Here is a 17,558-nt window from a genome sequence, read left to right as displayed (position 1 = left end):
TGGAAGAAGCGAATCCTCTCTTTCACGGTATTTTTTTCACATAAAAAGATTATAATTGTAAAATAAAGGGTACGGTAAAGAAATAGAACTGCCTTGTACAATTTTCATGTGAAGTTTTTTAACATGCTAATCGCGATTTTTCTTTTATAATGATTGGAAAAAAGTATACAATAAGGAAAGGTAAAAGGCGGGGATAAAGGATGAAGCAAATTTTAAATTGTATATTGCTTGGCGTATATACGCTTGCTGCTAGTTGGCTTTATCAAATCCAGCTCGGAGCCGTTGCCTTTCTCCTGCTATCTTTTTTTCTTTTTTACCGGACTTTTATTGAGCTAAGAAAGATGAGAGAAGGTAAAAGGCCTTCTCCAGAAGCAGTCTCGAAAAAAGTGCGCAAAAAAAAAGCGGAAATCGTTACATAAATATGGCATAATGAAAGCGTCAATGTTTATAATGGTGAATATGACCTTTTTCACTCTCATAGAGTGCGTAAATAGAGAAGGGAAGTGCGGACGTGAAGTTAAAGGAACTGTCTAAAGAAGAACTGAAGGAAATGTCCTTTATTGAAATTGCTTATGCTCTTTTAAAAGAAAGCAAAGAGCCGATAGCATTCCAGGAAATACTTAATCAAATCCAGCAGCATCAAGAGTTGAGCGACGCTGAATTAAAAGCACGGATGGTTCAGTTTTATACCGACCTAAATATTGACGGCCGGTTTATTACGTTTGGAGAAAATCGTTGGGGCTTACGTGCTTGGTATCCGGTTGACCAATTAGAAGAAGAAGCAGCGCCAGCAGTAAAAGCGAAAAAGAAAAAGGCGAAAAAATCTACAGTCGAAGAACCGGATTTTGACGAAGAAGAACTGGATGAAGTGGACGAGCTTGAGGATGATCTTGACTTTGAAGAAGATGATCTTGACGAGTTGGATGACGAAGTGGATGATCTTGACGACTTAGATGAGATCGATGATGAAGACGAAGAAGAAGAGGATTTTGATGACGATCTTGCTGAAGAAGATGAATACGATTTAGACGATGATGAGGAAGAAGACTTAAAATAAAGAAAATTAATCTTTTCTTGACTTCCTTTATTTCAAATTGTAGTATTTTATTTGGGCTCTTTAAAGAGACATTATTTATGCTTGTAACGCTCCCTTTACTTTTTAAGTAATTGGGGCGTTTTTGTTTTTTGCCCAAATGAGTGTATTTATTTAATTAATAAAAGAAACAATAGATTGAAGGGGGCTTTTCAAGTTGACTAAATATATTTTTGTAACAGGCGGGGTTGTTTCTTCTTTAGGTAAAGGAATTACGGCTGCTTCCTTGGGCCGCTTGTTGAAAAACCGCGGATTAAAGGTGACGATCCAAAAGTTTGATCCATACATTAACGTGGACCCAGGAACAATGAGTCCGTATCAGCACGGTGAAGTATTCGTTACAGATGATGGAGCAGAAACGGATTTAGACTTAGGTCACTATGAGCGTTTCATTGACATTAATTTAAATAAATATAGCAATGTCACAACAGGTAAAATTTATTCAACGGTGCTTCGCAAAGAGCGCCGCGGTGAATACTTAGGTGGTACGGTTCAGGTTATTCCACATATTACGAATGAAATCAAAGGCCGCGTACTCCTTGCTGGCAAAGAAACAAAAGCTGATGTTGTCATTACAGAAATCGGCGGAACAGTAGGAGACATTGAGTCTTTACCGTTCTTAGAAGCAATTCGTCAAATTAAGAGCGATGTCGGTTCCGATAACGTTATGTACATCCACTGTACGCTTATTCCATATTTAAAAGCTGCTGGTGAGATGAAAACAAAACCGACACAGCACAGTGTAAAAGAGCTTCGCAGCCTTGGTATTCAGCCCAACATTATCGTTGTGCGTACAGAGCTTCCGGTTTCACAAGAAATGAAAGACAAGCTTGCTCTTTTCTGTGATATTGCGCCAGAAGCTGTTATTGAAGCGGCGGATGCCGATACTCTTTATGCTGTTCCACTGTATCTTCAAGAGCAAAAAATGGACGAACTTGTCTGCCGTCATTTAAAACTTCAATGCCATGATGCTGAAATGGATGACTGGAAAGCACTCGTTGATAAAGTACGCAACTTATCGAAAAAGACAAAAATCGCTCTTGTTGGTAAATATGTAGAATTACAAGATGCCTACATTTCAGTTGTAGAAGCCTTACGCCACGCTGGATATGCATTTGATGCTGATATTGAAATCGAATGGATTAATGCAGCTGAGCTAGTAGCTGAAAATACAGCAGAGCGCTTGAAGGATGCGGATGGTATTTTAGTTCCAGGCGGCTTTGGAGATCGTGGTATCGATGGTAAAATTGAAGCCATTAAATATGCGCGTGAAAACAAAGTTCCGTTATTCGGTATTTGTCTTGGTATGCAGCTTGCTTCTATTGAGTATGCAAGAAATGTTGTTCAATTAGAGGGGGCTAACTCTTCTGAAATTGACCCAACAACGCCATACCCAGTTATTGATTTGCTTCCAGAGCAAAAAGATGTAGAAGATCTTGGCGGCACACTGCGTCTTGGTTTATATCCATGTAAATTGGAAGAAGGAACAAAAGCTTATGAAGCTTATCAAGATGAAGTGGTATATGAACGTCACCGCCATCGTTACGAGTTCAACAATGAGTTCCGTGAAGTAATGGAGAAAAAAGGCTTTATTTTCTCTGGTACAAGTCCAGATGGCCGTCTTGTGGAAATCATTGAGCTTGCCGATCATCCATGGTTTGTAGCAGCTCAATTCCATCCAGAATTTACATCACGCCCAACTCGTCCACAGCCGCTTTTCCGTGCTTTCATTGAAGCAACGCTGGCTAATAAATAAGAATAAAAGAAGCCGACTCAAACGATCATGGTAAAATGATCGTTCGAGAACGGCTTCTTTTTTAAGCTATTTAGTCTTGTTCTTGCAAGATTTCATCGATTGTCAGCTTGAGGGCAAAGTAAATATAGAGGGCAGCAAGACTAGAAGGAAAGCCAGTTCGGCCGCCATTTTCAGAAGGAAGCAATCCTTTGGTTACTTTTGTATCAATAAATACATCAGCCAATTCATAAAGGGAATCTTTCTCCTCTAATATAAGGCCAGCTACAGCTACGAAGGGAATTCCACGTTCTTCAAGAGCAGCTGCGGTAGTTAGCGCTTCTGAATCATGGGCGAAGCGGCTGACGAGAAGTACCCGGTCGCTCTGAGTGATAGCGTCTGCTGAATCGAACGGCTGGATAGAAGAAAGTGAATCGGCGCCAGACACGGCTTCTGCCTCGACCGCTTTCATTTCTTGAAATCCCTTTATGTAAATCCGGCCTTCACCGACTACTGCTTGTGCAAGAAGGCGGGCACCATCTTCAATCTGATCGGCTTCTTTATCTGTAATTCGTTGAAAAAGGCCGTTTAATTGAGTAGTAAACATTTTTAACATCGTTCGTCCTCCTTAATCGTGAATTATATTATACCCGTCTTTTCACTTAGGAGCAAAAGTCATAAATTATTTCCGCAGGCAGGAATTTCGAGTATCGAAGAAGAATAATAAATGAATAAATAGCCAATTGTTTTACGCATACATAATAGAACAAGAATGAAGAGCAGAGGGGGCGAGGCAATTGAGTGGGAAAATACTGATTGTAGATGATCAATTCGGTATACGTATTTTACTTAATGAGGTGCTTCAAAAAGAGGGGTATGAAACATTTCAAGCAGCAAACGGAATACAGGCTTTGGAGATTGTTGACAATCATTCGCCTGATCTAGTATTGCTGGACATGAAAATTCCTGGGATGGATGGCATTGAAATTTTGAAAAGAATGCGAGAGAAAGACGAAAGCATTCGAGTCATTATCATGACAGCTTACGGAGAGCTGGACATGATCCAAAAGGCAAAAGATCTAGGTGCGCTGACGCACTTTGCTAAACCGTTTGATATTGATGATATCCGGACAACAGTAAAAGAATATATAGTTTCTTAAAGGGTAACCGGCTTCTTTTCCATTGGTAAAGGGCCGGTTATTTTGGTATGATACAAATGTAAATTTATTCGTAAGTGTATACTAAGATGTGTACTTAAGTTCATCAAGGAGGAAAATAATTATGCCTTTAGTTTCCATGACTGATATGCTGAATAAAGCAAAAGAAGAAAAGTATGCTGTTGGGCAATTTAACTTGAACAACCTAGAATTTACCCAAGCCATTTTGCAAGCAGCAGAAGAGGAAAAATCACCGGTTATTCTTGGTGTCTCCGAAGGGGCAGCTCGTTATATGGGCGGCTTTAAATTCGTCGTTGAGATGGTAAAAGCATTAATGGAAGAGTATAAAGTAACAGTACCGGTTGCGATTCATCTCGATCATGGTTCTAGCTTTGAAATGTGCGCAAAAGCGATTCAGGCAGGTTTCACATCTGTTATGATCGATGGTTCACATCATCCATTAGAGCAAAACATTGCCTTAACAAAGAAGGTTGTAGAGCTTGCGCACATCCACGGTGTATCGGTTGAAGCAGAGCTTGGCCGCATTGGTGGACAAGAAGACGATTTGGTTGTGGAAGACGCAGAAGCAGCTTATGCGATTCCATCAGAGTGTGACCAATTGGTTCGTGAAACAGGTGTGGATTGCTTCGCTCCAGCCCTCGGTTCTGTTCATGGTCCATATAAAGGTGAACCTAAATTAGGCTTTGACCGCATGGAAGAAGTCATGAACTTAACGGGCGTTCCACTCGTGCTTCACGGAGGTACCGGCATTCCAACAAAAGACATTCAACGTGCGATCTCACTTGGAACAGCTAAAATCAATGTAAACACAGAAAACCAAATAGCATCAGCTAAGACAGTGCGCGAGGTCCTCGCTGAAAAACCAGACCTCTATGATCCGCGTAAATACCTAGGACCTGCACGTGAAACGATTAAAGAAACAGTTAAAGGAAAAATGCGTGAGTTCGGTTCATCTGGAAAAGCGTAAAAGCTTATTTATTTTATAAAGATGTATAAAAGAAACCGCCTTATCCAATTAAGGCGGTTTAAATTTAGAAAAGCGGAAGGCGCTTGTTCAGCACGATAGCGGATTGGAGCTCTCGACGAGAAGCCGTTTTTCAGACTTCGACAGAGGGAGCGAAATCAGCGTACGTGCTAGCGCCAGCAGCTGGACAAAAGAAAAGCGGAGGCGGCCTGATTAGCCCGATAGGAGGTTGGAGGACTCGACAAGGAGTCGTTCTTTGACTCCGGCAGAGAGACCGAAACCGCCGTACGGGCTGGCCGCAGCAGCTGGACAAGAAAAGCGGAAGCGTCCGGTTTGCTCCGACAAGCATAAGATGGGCCGGCGAAGTGGCGTTTTTCAGTCACATAGCCGGATCAACTTATGACCTCGAGTTCCAAGGAAACGAAGCTAGACAATACAAAAGCAGAAGTGGCCATCTAATAAAAGGAGAGAACTATAATGAAATTATTTATCGATACAGCGAATATGACAGAAATTAAGGAAGCTCATTCTTGGGGTATTTTATCAGGTGTTACGACAAACCCATCTTTAGTGGCAAAAGAATCTGTGCCTTTTCATGAGCGTTTAAAGGAAATTACTAATTTAGTAAGTGATTCGGTTAGCGCTGAAGTAATTGCACTTGATGCAGAAGGAATGATTAAAGAAGGACGCGAATTAGCCAAGATTGCACCAAATATTACGGTGAAAGTGCCGATGACACCAGAGGGGTTAAAAGCGGTTTCTGTTTTCTCTAAAGAAGGGATTAAAACGAATGTAACGTTAATTTTTAGTGCGAATCAGGCTTTGCTAGCAGCAAGAGCGGGCGCTTCTTATGTTTCACCGTTTTTAGGGCGTCTTGATGACATTGGCCATAATGGATTAGATCTGATTGAAACCATCGCTTCTATCTTTGCTATCCACGGTATTGAAACAGAGATCATTGCAGCATCAATCCGTCATCCACAGCATATTACAGATGCTGCTTTACGTGGTGCTCATATTTCAACAGTGCCATTTAAAGTATTAAAGCAAATGTTCAATCATCCTCTAACAGATAAGGGAATTGAAGCATTTTTAGCTGATTGGGATAAACGTCAAGTAAAATAATTCCTCTTTTTTTACATGTTTTGACTCAGTTGGGATAAAATAAAACTAATAAAAACAGCTATCAGCATATCATGAGATAATTCTTTTTCGATGCTTAGCCAGTGCGTGAAAGAAGGGAGCAGAAAATGGAAAAGCTGAAAATTGTGGGAGGTCGTCCGCTAAGAGGTACGATTAAGGTAGATGGAGCTAAAAATAGCGCAGTTGCTTTAGTGCCGGCTACTATTTTAGCGGAATCTCCGGTAACAATTGAAGGGATGCCCGATATTTCCGATATTCATATACTCAAAGGACTGCTCGAGGAAATTGGAGGCAGAGTCACCTTTAGAGATGGCGAAATGGTTGTTGATCCGACAAGCATGGTGGCGATGCCTCTGCCAAACGGCAAAGTGAAAAAGCTTCGCGCTTCCTATTATTTAATGGGAGCGATGCTTGGGAAGTTCAAAAAAGCGGTCATCGGCTTGCCAGGGGGCTGCCATTTAGGACCACGGCCCATTGATCAGCATATTAAGGGATTTGAGGCGCTTGGAGCTGAGGTAACTAATGAGCAGGGAGCTATTTACCTGCGAGCGAATGAGCTCCGGGGAGCAAGAATCTACTTAGATGTTGTCAGTGTTGGTGCCACGATTAATATTATGCTAGCTGCCGTGAAGGCAAAAGGGCAAACGGTGATTGAAAATGCCGCGAAAGAACCTGAAATTATCGATGTGGCTACATTATTAAATAACATGGGCGCCAAGATTAAAGGCGCCGGCACAGATATCATTCGCATTGAAGGTGTGGACAAGCTGGATGGCTGTCGTCATACCATCATTCCGGATCGAATCGAAGCAGGAACGTTTATGATTTTAGCAGCAGCAGCAGGAGATGGCATTGTGATTGATAATGTGATTCCTCTTCATTTAGAGTCGTTGACAGCTAAACTGCGAGAAATGAACGTGCCAGTAGAAATTGGGGATGACAAAATTTTTGTCGGCAAAGCAGAGAAATTGAAAGCGGTAGACGTTAAAACACTTGTCTATCCAGGATTCCCGACAGACCTGCAGCAGCCGTTTACTTCACTGTTAACAAAAGCAGAAGGCTCTTCTATTGTGACAGATACGATTTATTCGGCTCGCTTTAAGCATATTGATGAATTAAGAAGAATGAATGCCATCATGAAGGTGGAAGGGCGATCGGCTGTTATTAACGGTCCGGTCCGGCTCCAGGGCGCGAAAGTAAAAGCAAGTGATTTGCGAGCAGGGGCTGCTCTTGTCATCGCCGGCCTAATGGCAGAAGGATTAACCGAAGTAACAGGGCTTGAGCATATTGATAGAGGATACAGCATGCTCGTGGAAAAGCTCCGTCTTCTCGGTGCAGACCTTTGGCGCGAAGGCCTTTCAGAGGAAGATATTGGCCAAATCAAAAGTGGTTGAATTATTACGCCTCATTTCCTCTCTAATGTGTTACAATATATATGTTAAATAGGTTATACTTATAAGACTTTTAAATTGTAGCTCTAATACGGGAGGAAAACATAAAATGGAAAGAAGTTTATCAATGGAGCTTGTCCGTGTAACGGAAGCAGCCGCCTTATCTTCTGCACGCTGGATGGGAAGAGGACAGAAAATAGAAGCGGATGATGCCGCCACTACTGCTATGCGTGATGTGTTCGACACGATTCCAATGAGAGGAACAGTTGTCATCGGGGAAGGCGAAATGGATGAAGCGCCAATGCTCTACATTGGTGAAAAACTCGGCACAGGTCATGGCCCGCTAGTGGATATTGCAGTTGATCCATTAGAAGGTACAAATATTGTGGCATCAGGAGGATGGAATGCACTAGCTGTTCTTGCTGTAGCAGACCATGGCAACCTCCTGCACGCTCCGGACATGTATATGGATAAAATCGCAGTAGGCCCTGAAGCGGTCGGACAAATCGATATTAATGCGTCCGTTCTTGATAATTTAAAGGCCGTTGCAAAAGCGAAAAACAAAGACATTCAAGATGTGGTTGCAACCGTATTAAACCGTCCACGCCACGAAGAAATCATCGCTCAGCTCCGTGAAGCAGGTGCCCGTATTAAATTAATCGAAGACGGTGACGTAGCAGCAGCCATCAATACTGCTTTTGACCAGACAGGCGTTGATATTTTGTTCGGTTCTGGAGGCGCTCCTGAGGGGGTCATTTCAGCCGTTGCTTTAAAATGCCTTGGCGGGGAAATTCAAGGAAGATTACTGCCGCAAAATGAAGCTGAAATTAAACGTTGTGAAAAAATGGGGATCGATGTGAAACAAGTGCTTCGTATGGAAGACCTTGTACGCGGTGATGATGCTATTTTTGCAGCAACGGGTGTAACAGACGGTGAATTGCTGCGCGGTGTTCAGTTTAAAGGTTCACATGGACAGACCCATTCTGTCGTTATGAGAGCAAAATCTGGTACGGTTCGCTTTATTGATGGCAGTCATAGCTTAGAAAAGAAGCCAAACTTGGTTATGAAGCCTTAATAAGGGATACAATTTTTATGTAATATATTCAACAGCATAGAGCGGGCCTGCGCCGGGGATAACCGGCTCGTCAGCCTGCTTTTGCTGTTTTTCAACGCCACTCTCAATCACGCTCGGAAATCATGTACCCATGCAAGACTCCCTCTTTTTTATTCAATTATTGCCACAACTATCATAAGCGGTTACAATAGATATTATTTTAACGAAAAGCGGAAGCGTCCCGATTAGCCCGATAGGAGGTTGGAGGTCTCGACAAGGAGTCGTTCTCTGACTCTGACAGAGAGACCGAAACCGCCGTACGGGCTGGCCGCTGCAGCTGGACAAGAGAAAAGCAGACTGGTTCTTTAATACAGCGATCTTAAAGCGTTGCTTACATTACAGACCAGCTTCATATACAAGCCTCAATCAGGCATAACTAGATGAAGAATGAATGGCTCATCTTATTTCGTAGGATGAGAATTAAATAAAAGTGTGGTGCGGAAATGGAAGAACTAACAATTTCTTATTTAGAGAATTTAAAACTGAAGGAACTTTATGAGCTAGCGCGCACATATAAGATTTCCTATTACAGCAAATTGACGAAGAAAGAATTGATTTTTGCTATTTTAAAAGCGCGTGCCGAGGAACAGGGCTTCTTTTTCATGGAAGGAGTTCTTGAGATTATTCAGTCCGAAGGCTTTGGCTTTTTAAGACCGATCAATTACTCACCAAGCTCTGAGGATATTTATATCTCTGCTTCACAAATTCGCCGGTTTGACTTGAGAAACGGTGATAAAGTATCGGGTAAAGTACGCCCTCCAAAGGAAAATGAGCGTTACTACGGCCTCCTGCACGTCGAAGCGGTAAATGGAGATGATCCTGAATCTGCTAAAGAGCGTGTCCACTTCCCAGCACTGACTCCTTTATATCCGGATCGCCAAATTAAGCTTGAAACGAATCCAAAAAATCTTTCCACAAGAATAATGGACTTAATCTCACCTGTTGGCTTTGGGCAGCGGGGGTTGATTGTTGCACCGCCGAAAGCAGGAAAAACAATTTTATTAAAAGAAATTGCTAATTCTATTACGGCTAATCATCCAGAAGCAGAGTTGATCGTACTGCTTATTGATGAGCGTCCAGAAGAAGTAACAGATATTGAGCGGTCTGTTCAGGCAGAAGTGATTAGCTCGACATTTGATGAAGTGCCTGAAAATCATATTAAAGTAGCAGAGCTTGTGCTTGAGCGTGCGATGCGCCTCGTTGAACATAAGCGTGATGTGATTATTTTAATGGATAGTATTACACGGCTTGCCCGGGCTTACAATCTCGTGATCCCGCCGAGTGGACGGACACTTTCTGGAGGGATTGATCCAGCAGCTTTTCACCGTCCGAAGCGCTTTTTCGGAGCAGCGCGTAATATTGAAGAAGGCGGCAGCTTAACGATTTTGGCGACCGCTCTGGTTGACACTGGCTCGCGCATGGATGATGTAATCTATGAAGAATTTAAAGGGACAGGAAATATGGAGCTGCACCTTGACCGTTCACTTGCTGAACGTCGTATTTTCCCAGCTATTGATATTAAACGTTCTGGTACGCGTAAGGAAGAACTTCTTATTGAAAAAGGACAGCTTGATATGATTTGGTCTATCCGCAAAACGATGTCTGATTCGCCGGATCTTGCTGAAAAATTCCTGCGTCGCCTGCGCCAGACAAAATCAAATGAGGACTTTATTGAGCAATTAGTAGAGGAAATTAAAGCGGGCGGTTCATCTAAACGAATTTTATAATTGGTATTTGATTTTTGGACAAACACTTGTTATAATAATACCAGTGTGTTCAGCCTATAAGTACGGAGTAATAACACCGTACTTCGTATAGACAACTCTGTTTCAGAATGATTCAGGGCGGAAGGAGATGACAAGAATGAAAGCAGCTATTCATCCAGATTATAAAAAAGCAATGGTGAAATGTGCATGCGGTAACGAGTTTGAAACTGGTTCCGTGAACGGAGAAATTCGCGTAGAGGTTTGCTCTGAATGCCATCCATTCTATACTGGCCGTCAAAAATTCGCTGATGCTGGCGGACGTGTTGATCGCTTCAACAAAAAATACGGCATGAAGAATAAGTAAGTTGAAAATAAAAAACAGGCAAGGAGTTATCTATAACTGCTTGCCTGTTTTTTGCCTTTTGGGACTGTATGCAAGAAGGAATGTTGAAAGTGAGGCTTACCTATGTATGTAATGAAACAAACCGGATGGGTGGAAGTGATTTGCGGCAGCATGTTCTCCGGAAAATCTGAAGAATTGATCCGCCGTGTTAGGCGCGCACAGTTTGCTAAGCAAAGTGTTATGGTGTTTAAGCCGAAAATTGATAACCGTTACAGCGAGGACTCCGTCGTTTCTCATAACGGCTCTGCTGTGATTGCTGTGCCCGTTACGGAATCAGCTGCTATTTTAGCTGCTGTATCATCAGATATCGATATCGTTGCCATTGATGAAGCTCAGTTTTTTGATGAGGATATCGTCTCTGTGGCACAGGTGCTTGCTAACCGTGGTCATCGTGTGATTGTAGCCGGTCTTGATCAAGATTTTCGCGGGGAGCCGTTCGGCCCGATGCCGACCCTTATGGCAATTGCTGAACTCGTCACGAAGCTTCAAGCGGTTTGTACCGTTTGCGGATCACCAGCTAGCCGGACGCAGCGGCTAATTGATGGACAGCCAGCCGGGTATGATGATCCGATTATATTAGTCGGAGCGGCCGAGAGCTATGAAGCACGTTGCCGCCATCACCACGAAGTGCCGCTCACCTCTGTACATAAACAGGAAGCAGCTGCAGAAAAGACCCAATAAGTTACATTTAAAGAGGGCATCTCCTGGATGCCCTCTTTTTTGATGGGAAAAAACAAGGCTTTTTCCAGATAAGCCGCTCTTTATTCCAGATAATAGCGGTTCTTGTCATGCTAGGCAAACGCCTTCCGATTTTCTTTGTCTAGCTGCAGCGGCCAAGCCCGTACGACAGTTTCGGTCTTTCTGTCGGAGTCAAAGAGCGCCTCCTTGTCGAGCCCTCCAACCTCCAATCGGGCCAATCAGGACGCTTCCGATTTTCTTTTGTCCAGCTGCGGACGCTAGCACGTACGCTGATTTCGCTCCCTCTGTCGAAGTCTGAAAAGCGACTTCTCGTCGAGAGCTCCAATCCGCTATCGTGCTGGATGAGCGCCCTCCGCTTTTCTTTTTGTCTAGCTGCAGGTGCTTAGCGGCTAGTGGACTTCCTGTTCCTTCTTGCGATAAGTCAACATCGAATCGCTTCCGCTCTTCGTGTTTCCTTTATCTCATACGGAGTGGTCCAGTCCATACGCCGCTGAACAAGCACCTTCTGCTTTTCTTTTAACGTTGTGCAGGTTTTTTCGATATATTATAATAGTAACATTATGGACGAAATTTGAGGTGACACTATGTTTGACCGTTTACAAGCAGTAGAAGATCGCTACGAGAAGTTAAATGAGTTGTTAAGTGATCCGGAAATTGTCAATAACCCGAGCAAGCTGAGAGATTATTCAAAAGAACAGTCCGACATTCAAGAAACTGTCATGGTGTATCGTGAATATAAAGAAGCGAAGCAGCAGTACGAAGAGGCTAAGGCGATGCTTGATGAAAAGCTCGATGCCGATATGCGTGAGATGGTAAAAGAAGAAATCGGTGATCTTGAAGAGCAGCTAGAGCAGCTAGAAGATCGCTTGAAAATTCTCTTGATCCCAAAAGATCCAAATGATGATAAGAACGTTATTATGGAAATTCGCGGAGCCGCAGGCGGGGATGAGGCGGCGTTGTTTGCTGGTGATTTATATCGCATGTACAGTCGCTATGCAGAAATGCAAGGGTGGAAAACAGAAGTAATTGAAGCCAATTCCACTGGATTAGGCGGTTATAAAGAAATTATTTTTATGATTAACGGAAAAGGTGCTTTTTCCAAAATGAAATATGAAAACGGTGCTCATCGGGTACAGCGTGTTCCTGAAACAGAATCAGGCGGCCGGATTCATACATCTACTGCTACCGTAGCCTGCCTCCCTGAAGCAGAAGATGTAGAAGTGGATATTCATGAAAAAGATATTCGAGTGGATACCTTCGCTTCGAGTGGACCGGGCGGGCAAAGTGTGAATACAACGATGTCTGCTGTGCGTTTAACTCACTTGCCAACAGGAATCGTCGTTTCGTGTCAGGATGAGAAATCACAAATTAAGAACAAAGAGAAAGCGATGAAAGTTCTCCGTGCTCGCATATACGATAAATTCCAGCAGGAAGCTCAAGCGGAATATGATGCACAGCGGAAGTCAGCTGTTGGTTCGGGCGATCGTTCCGAGCGTATTCGAACATACAACTTTCCGCAAAACCGTGTGACTGACCACCGCATCGGTTTAACGCTGCAAAAGCTTGATCAAATTTTAGAAGGCAAGCTTGATGAAGTGCTTGATGCACTCATCATGGAAGAGCAATCTTCTAAGCTTGAGAATCTGCAGGACTAATATGTCACAAAAAATATATGAGGCCCTTCGATGGGCTTCTTCTTTTTTAAGAGAGCAAAAGCGGGATGAGAATGCAGGAGAATTGTTGCTGCGGCATGTTGTCCAGATGACTCGCTCAGAACTGTTGGCGAATATGCATGGGCAGTTAACAGAACAGCAGCAACAGGCCTTCACGGACATGGTCAACCGGCATGGAGAAGGTGTTCCCATCCAGCATATGATCGGTCAAGAAGAGTTTTATGGAAGGAATTTTGCGGTAAATGGAGACGTGCTGATTCCTCGTCCAGAAACGGAGGAACTTATTTGGCATACGCTTGAAAGTCTCTCTCAGCATTTTCATCAGAAAAAGGAAATGCAAATGGCGGACATTGGTACAGGCAGCGGAGCGATTGCGATTACAATGAAGCTAGAGCGTCCGCATCTTACGGTGTATGCCTCTGATTTGTCAGAAAAAGCGTTAAACACGGCGAAACAGAATAGTGAGGCACTGCACGCGGACATCGAATTTTTGCACGGGGATTTGCTTGGACCTTTTATAGAAAGAGGGATAAAACTAGATATTGTTCTGTCTAATCCCCCATACATTCCATTAACGGATAGGAAAGAATTATCCTCTGTTGTAGTTGATCATGAGCCTGAGCTCGCTTTATTTGGCGGAGAAGATGGCCTGGATATTTACCGTCGCTTGTGTGAACAGCTTCCTCATGTGTTAAATCCGCGAGCATTGATTGGTTTTGAAATCGGAGCCGGCCAAGGAAAGGCTGTATCTGCTCTTTTACAAGGCGCTTTTCCACAAGCAGTCGTTGAAGTGAAAAATGATATTAATGGAAAAGACCGAATGGTTTTTGCAAAAATTTAATAGTTTCATTGTTTAAGTTTTTCTTTTCTGGACAAACTGTTTGTCAGGAGGGGAAAACAATGAATAGATTAATTGCAGGCATTTATTTACTTATACTATCAACAGCTACCATTTTAAGTTTATATATTCCAGATCATGCAGCGGAGGCGGAAGAAACAATCGTCATTCCAAAAGAAGCTATTAGATTGCGTATTCTTGCCAATAGTGATAAGGAAGCTGATCAGGAACTGAAAAGAAAGATTAGAGATGATGTTAATAAAGAAATTACAAAGTGGGTATCTGATCTGGATTCTATGCCGGAAGCCCGCCAGCTTTTGAAAAGCAAGCTGCCGGAAATTCAAAAGATTGCGATGAAGCGCGCGGAGCAGGAAGGGATTAAAACAGGTATTAAAGTGAAGTTTGGCCAAGCTAAGTTTCCAACGAAGCTGTACGGGCAGTTTTTATATCCTGCTGGTGAATATGAGGCAATTGTGATTACAATCGGGGAAGGAAATGGTGCTAACTGGTGGTGTGTCCTGTACCCGCCGCTTTGCTTTCTTGATTTTTCAAATGGAACAGCTATCAGTCCGGGAATAGAGGAGAATCATCAATCTAATCAAAAGAAAGAGCCTATTTATGCAGAGGGTGAACCACAAGCTCCAGAAGTGAAGCTGGCCATTGTTGAACTTTTTAAGGGAAAGAAGAAAGAGAAAAAAGAACTTTTCCGCCTTGTGGATAAAATCAATAACGATTGATTTTTCAGAAATTTATCCACATTTACCCACAGACTTATAAACAAACTCTCTAAAGTTATCCACATAATGTGGATAATGGGTATGAATTTGTGCATATCTTTCCAATATAATCTTATTTATTAACAAAAAACATAGAACTTATATAAAAAAAGAAGAAGTGAATGATAGGTGAGAAAAATGCAGACAAAATATTGGCATGTGGATAAAGTTGTGGATTCTTTAGCCACATATCCACAAATTGAAGAAGCGGCTGATTTTTTACGGCGAGATGAGGTAGTAGCTTTTCCAACCGAGACGGTATATGGACTAGGCGGGAATGCTCTATCGAACGAGGCAGCTACTAAAATATTCGCTGCAAAGGGCCGGCCGGCTGATAATCCGTTAATTGTCCATATTGCTTCGAAGCAACAGGTAGCAGACGTAGCAATCAATATATCGAAAACAGCTGAGCAGCTCATGGAAGCTTTTTGGCCGGGCCCGCTAACGGTCATTCTAGAAAAGCAGCCCAATCGGCTATCAGAAGTGGTGACTGCCGGGCTTGAGACGGTAGCCGTTCGCATGCCGGATCACCCTGTAGCATTAGCTGTCATTGAAAGGACCGGTTTACCGATTGCTGCTCCAAGTGCAAATCGTTCGGGAAAACCAAGCCCTACTTCTGCTAAGCATGTGCAAGATGACTTAGATGGGATCATAGCAGGCATTATCGACGGCGGTGAGACGGGGATCGGGGTAGAATCAACCGTTGTAGATTGTACAGGTGATATCCCTATTATTTTGCGGCCGGGCGGTATTACAAAAGAAGAAATTGAAGCGGTTGTCGGTGAAGCAGCCATTGATGCAGCATTGAAAGATGCAAAGCAGCAGCCGAAGTCTCCCGGGATGAAATATAAGCATTATGCTCCAGAAGCTCCTGTCTATTTATTAGAAGGAAGCCGGGAGTGGATTCAGTCACATGTAAATGAACAGCGTCAACAAGGAAAGAAGGTTGGCGTGTTAACAACAGAAGAAAATCTCTCTTTTTATGATGCGGATGTCATTCTGCCATGCGGAAGCCGGCAGGATTTAAGAACAGTTGCTCACTCTCTGTACGATGTCCTGCGCGCTTTCAACGAAACAGATGTGGATATCATTTATTCTGAGACCTTTCCAGCTGCTGGTGTGGGGCTGGCGATTATGAACCGCCTTGAAAAAGCAGCCGCCCATCGTTGGTTGTATGAAAAATAGAGCTAAAAAAGATTCCGGTTAGCAGCGGCGGCTGCCTAATCCGGAATCTTTTTTTAATTATTTTGTGTAGTTAAACGAACAGTCATATGCTGAAAGCCAGCTTTTTGATAGCTTTCAAGAAATCCTTTCGCAGCAATGCTTTCTTTTGAAACAGTCTTTTGCTTAATCGAGACCGTTAGCTCTTCTTTAAATGGAAAAGTGTCTAAGACAATCGTCTGGTTGTCCCTCCAATAAAGTTGGATTTTCTCCTTTTTGATCTCATTGAGCGCTGGAGAGAGGGGAATGCCGTTGCGGAAAAATGGATGTTCTTTCTCCTTTGTTGTTCCTGGTTCGTTTAAGCAAATATAGAGAGAAAGGTTATCCCCCAGCTGAAGCAGTCCGTAATGAAATGGAAGAAAGGACTGATTCAATATTTCAAGAGAGTCCATCAGCCGTTCCTGCCGCTGTTTTTCCTGTGCGACAAATTTCTTTGCTTCCTCTGCAGCCTCATGGGTGAGAAAGCTGGAAAAGTGCACGCTGCATAAGAGAGCTGCGTAACGATCGCGTTCTTCTACTTGGTCAATTCCCTGTTTATAGAGCACCAGCTTCGAAGAGAGGGGAAAGTCCATAAATGTGTGAGGGGCTCGTTTTTTATCATTCCAAAAGGGTGCCTTATCGAATGGCTTCCAGCCACAATCATGCTGTGAAATGGCATAGTTAACCGAATGACGCCATTCCTTTCCTAAGAACAATGAATCTCTCCAATAAGCCATCATATCACCGGATGCCCGGGCATGGTGATCCTGTTCAATCAAAACAAATTCATTTTCGCGTTCTCTTACAATCACTTGGACTCATCCTTTCAAAGGTAATAGGGGGCAAGTTTCAACTAGATTAAAGTGTGAGAAATGTTCTTTCTTTCTATTATTTATTTATTTATTTATTCCCCTTTTGTATTCCTGCAATCTAAGAGAGCTTCTGCTTTCGCTTTTTGATTTGACGGCTATTCGAGAAAGTATTGGAGCCTTCCTGCATATGTTGGAAAGAGGCACGTCCAACAAGGAAAGGAATGAAGCAAAAAATGGGTGAAGTGGTTACATTAAGTACGCTGGCTCTAGCGTTAGGGATGGATGCTTTTTCAGCAAGCTTAGGAATTGGCGTGGTGCCAATTAGGTTAAGGCGGATTTTTTATATTGGACTCATTATCGGAAGTTTTCATATTATCTTGCCGCTCCTTGGTATCATCGCCGGTCGATTTGTGACCGATACATTCGGCGCTATTGCTTCTCTGATCGGGGGTTTGCTGCTCATTATTGCAGGCAGTCAAATGATCGTTGCCTTTTTTCAGAACAAAGAAGAGGAAAGATCGGTTCCTGTTGGCTGGAAGCTTATGCTGTTCTCTTTAATTGTTAGTTTGGACAGCTTTTCGGTTGGCCTGACGCTGGGAATCTACGGAGCGGAGATTTTGCTTGTCCTTTTGTTGTTCGGCGGTACCGCAGCTTGCTTAACATGGGGCGGATTATTAGCAGGCAGAAAGGTTGGAGACTGGCTGGGAGCTTATAGTGAAGCGTTTGGCGGGTGTGTTTTGCTGGCATTTGGTCTAAAACTTCTTTTTCTTTAATTGGAAAAATATATAGAGCTTTTTACCCCCTTTTGGAAAAAATCTTATATAATAAAAAGTAAG

19 protein-coding genes are annotated in these 17,558 nt (G+C 42.9%); 17 read left to right on the top strand and 2 right to left on the bottom strand.

Features of this window, described 5'->3' with window-relative positions; genetic code table 11:
* The first annotated feature begins 200 nt into the window (after positions 1–200).
* From AC623_RS18610 to AC623_RS18600, 3 genes are all read left to right on the top strand, one after another.
* Positions 201–419: a hypothetical protein gene (locus AC623_RS18610; protein ID WP_049665353.1), complete on the top strand. Its 219-nt coding sequence runs from the start codon at positions 201–203 to the stop codon at positions 417–419.
* A gap of 92 nt (positions 420–511) precedes the next feature.
* Complete coding sequence (rpoE, locus tag AC623_RS18605; RefSeq protein ID WP_049665351.1) at positions 512–1,057, top strand: DNA-directed RNA polymerase subunit delta; 546 nt, start codon at positions 512–514, stop codon at positions 1,055–1,057.
* Between the two features lie 193 nt (positions 1,058–1,250).
* Positions 1,251–2,849, top strand: a complete 1,599-nt coding sequence (locus AC623_RS18600) for a CTP synthase (RefSeq protein ID WP_049665347.1) — start codon at positions 1,251–1,253, stop codon at positions 2,847–2,849.
* 70 nt (positions 2,850–2,919) lie between these two features.
* Here AC623_RS18600 and AC623_RS18595 read toward each other — a convergent pair whose 3' ends face one another.
* Positions 2,920–3,441, bottom strand: a complete 522-nt coding sequence (locus tag AC623_RS18595; protein WP_049665345.1) for a DUF2529 domain-containing protein — start codon at positions 3,439–3,441, stop codon at positions 2,920–2,922.
* Positions 3,442–3,622: 181 nt separating this feature from the next.
* Between AC623_RS18595 and AC623_RS18590 the strand changes: the two genes are divergently transcribed.
* The 13 genes from AC623_RS18590 (at position 3,623) to AC623_RS18535 (ending at position 15,895) form a co-directional block, all read left to right on the top strand.
* A complete protein-coding gene (locus AC623_RS18590; protein ID WP_049665343.1) occupies positions 3,623–3,985 on the top strand; it encodes a response regulator in 363 nt (120 codons plus the stop codon).
* Positions 3,986–4,106: 121 nt separating this feature from the next.
* Positions 4,107–4,970 carry a class II fructose-bisphosphate aldolase gene (locus AC623_RS18585; RefSeq protein ID WP_049665341.1) on the top strand — a complete coding sequence of 288 codons (864 nt, stop codon included), beginning with the start codon at positions 4,107–4,109 and terminating at the stop codon, positions 4,968–4,970.
* A 253-nt stretch (positions 4,971–5,223) separates the two neighbouring features.
* The gene (locus tag AC623_RS21630; protein WP_156187086.1) at positions 5,224–5,370 is read left to right on the top strand and encodes a hypothetical protein; all 147 of its coding nucleotides are present in this window, start codon (positions 5,224–5,226) and stop codon (positions 5,368–5,370) included.
* Between the two features lie 74 nt (positions 5,371–5,444).
* Positions 5,445–6,092, top strand: a complete 648-nt coding sequence (gene fsa / locus AC623_RS18580; protein ID WP_049665338.1) for a fructose-6-phosphate aldolase — start codon at positions 5,445–5,447, stop codon at positions 6,090–6,092.
* Positions 6,093–6,217: 125 nt separating this feature from the next.
* Positions 6,218–7,504 carry a UDP-N-acetylglucosamine 1-carboxyvinyltransferase gene (locus tag AC623_RS18575; protein WP_049665335.1) on the top strand — a complete coding sequence of 429 codons (1,287 nt, stop codon included), beginning with the start codon at positions 6,218–6,220 and terminating at the stop codon, positions 7,502–7,504.
* Between the two features lie 106 nt (positions 7,505–7,610).
* The gene (gene glpX / locus AC623_RS18570) at positions 7,611–8,576 is read left to right on the top strand and encodes a class II fructose-bisphosphatase (RefSeq protein ID WP_049665334.1); all 966 of its coding nucleotides are present in this window, start codon (positions 7,611–7,613) and stop codon (positions 8,574–8,576) included.
* 482 nt (positions 8,577–9,058) lie between these two features.
* A complete protein-coding gene (gene rho, locus AC623_RS18565) occupies positions 9,059–10,342 on the top strand; it encodes a transcription termination factor Rho (protein WP_049665330.1) in 1,284 nt (427 codons plus the stop codon).
* Positions 10,343–10,478: 136 nt separating this feature from the next.
* A complete protein-coding gene (rpmE, locus tag AC623_RS18560) occupies positions 10,479–10,685 on the top strand; it encodes a 50S ribosomal protein L31 (RefSeq protein WP_049665327.1) in 207 nt (68 codons plus the stop codon).
* A gap of 102 nt (positions 10,686–10,787) precedes the next feature.
* On the top strand, positions 10,788–11,405 hold the full coding sequence (locus tag AC623_RS18555) for a thymidine kinase (RefSeq protein ID WP_049665325.1): 618 nt from the start codon (positions 10,788–10,790) through the stop codon (positions 11,403–11,405).
* Positions 11,406–12,007: 602 nt separating this feature from the next.
* Positions 12,008–13,078, top strand: a complete 1,071-nt coding sequence (gene prfA / locus AC623_RS18550; protein WP_049665321.1) for a peptide chain release factor 1 — start codon at positions 12,008–12,010, stop codon at positions 13,076–13,078.
* 1 nt (position 13,079) lies between these two features.
* A complete protein-coding gene (prmC, locus tag AC623_RS18545; protein ID WP_049665319.1) occupies positions 13,080–13,937 on the top strand; it encodes a peptide chain release factor N(5)-glutamine methyltransferase in 858 nt (285 codons plus the stop codon).
* A 59-nt stretch (positions 13,938–13,996) separates the two neighbouring features.
* Positions 13,997–14,671: a stage II sporulation protein R gene (spoIIR, locus tag AC623_RS18540; RefSeq protein WP_049665317.1), complete on the top strand. Its 675-nt coding sequence runs from the start codon at positions 13,997–13,999 to the stop codon at positions 14,669–14,671.
* Positions 14,672–14,848: 177 nt separating this feature from the next.
* On the top strand, positions 14,849–15,895 hold the full coding sequence (locus AC623_RS18535) for an L-threonylcarbamoyladenylate synthase (protein WP_197090994.1): 1,047 nt from the start codon (positions 14,849–14,851) through the stop codon (positions 15,893–15,895).
* A gap of 53 nt (positions 15,896–15,948) precedes the next feature.
* Here the strand turns inward: AC623_RS18535 and AC623_RS18530 are convergent, their stop codons facing one another.
* Positions 15,949–16,722 (bottom strand): DUF3891 family protein, encoded by a 774-nt coding sequence (locus tag AC623_RS18530; RefSeq protein WP_049665310.1) that lies wholly within the window; start codon positions 16,720–16,722, stop codon positions 15,949–15,951.
* A gap of 221 nt (positions 16,723–16,943) precedes the next feature.
* Here AC623_RS18530 and AC623_RS18525 point away from each other — a divergent pair, with 221 nt between their 5' ends.
* Complete coding sequence (locus tag AC623_RS18525; protein WP_049665308.1) at positions 16,944–17,495, top strand: manganese efflux pump MntP; 552 nt, start codon at positions 16,944–16,946, stop codon at positions 17,493–17,495.
* The last annotated feature ends 63 nt before the right edge of the window (positions 17,496–17,558 follow it).

Origin of the sequence: Bacillus sp. FJAT-27231, from assembly GCF_001183975.1 — a bacterium.
In the GTDB taxonomy this organism is placed as follows: domain Bacteria; phylum Bacillota; class Bacilli; order Bacillales; family Domibacillaceae; genus Pseudobacillus; species Pseudobacillus wudalianchiensis.
This window is presented reverse-complemented; position numbering and strand designations above follow the sequence as displayed.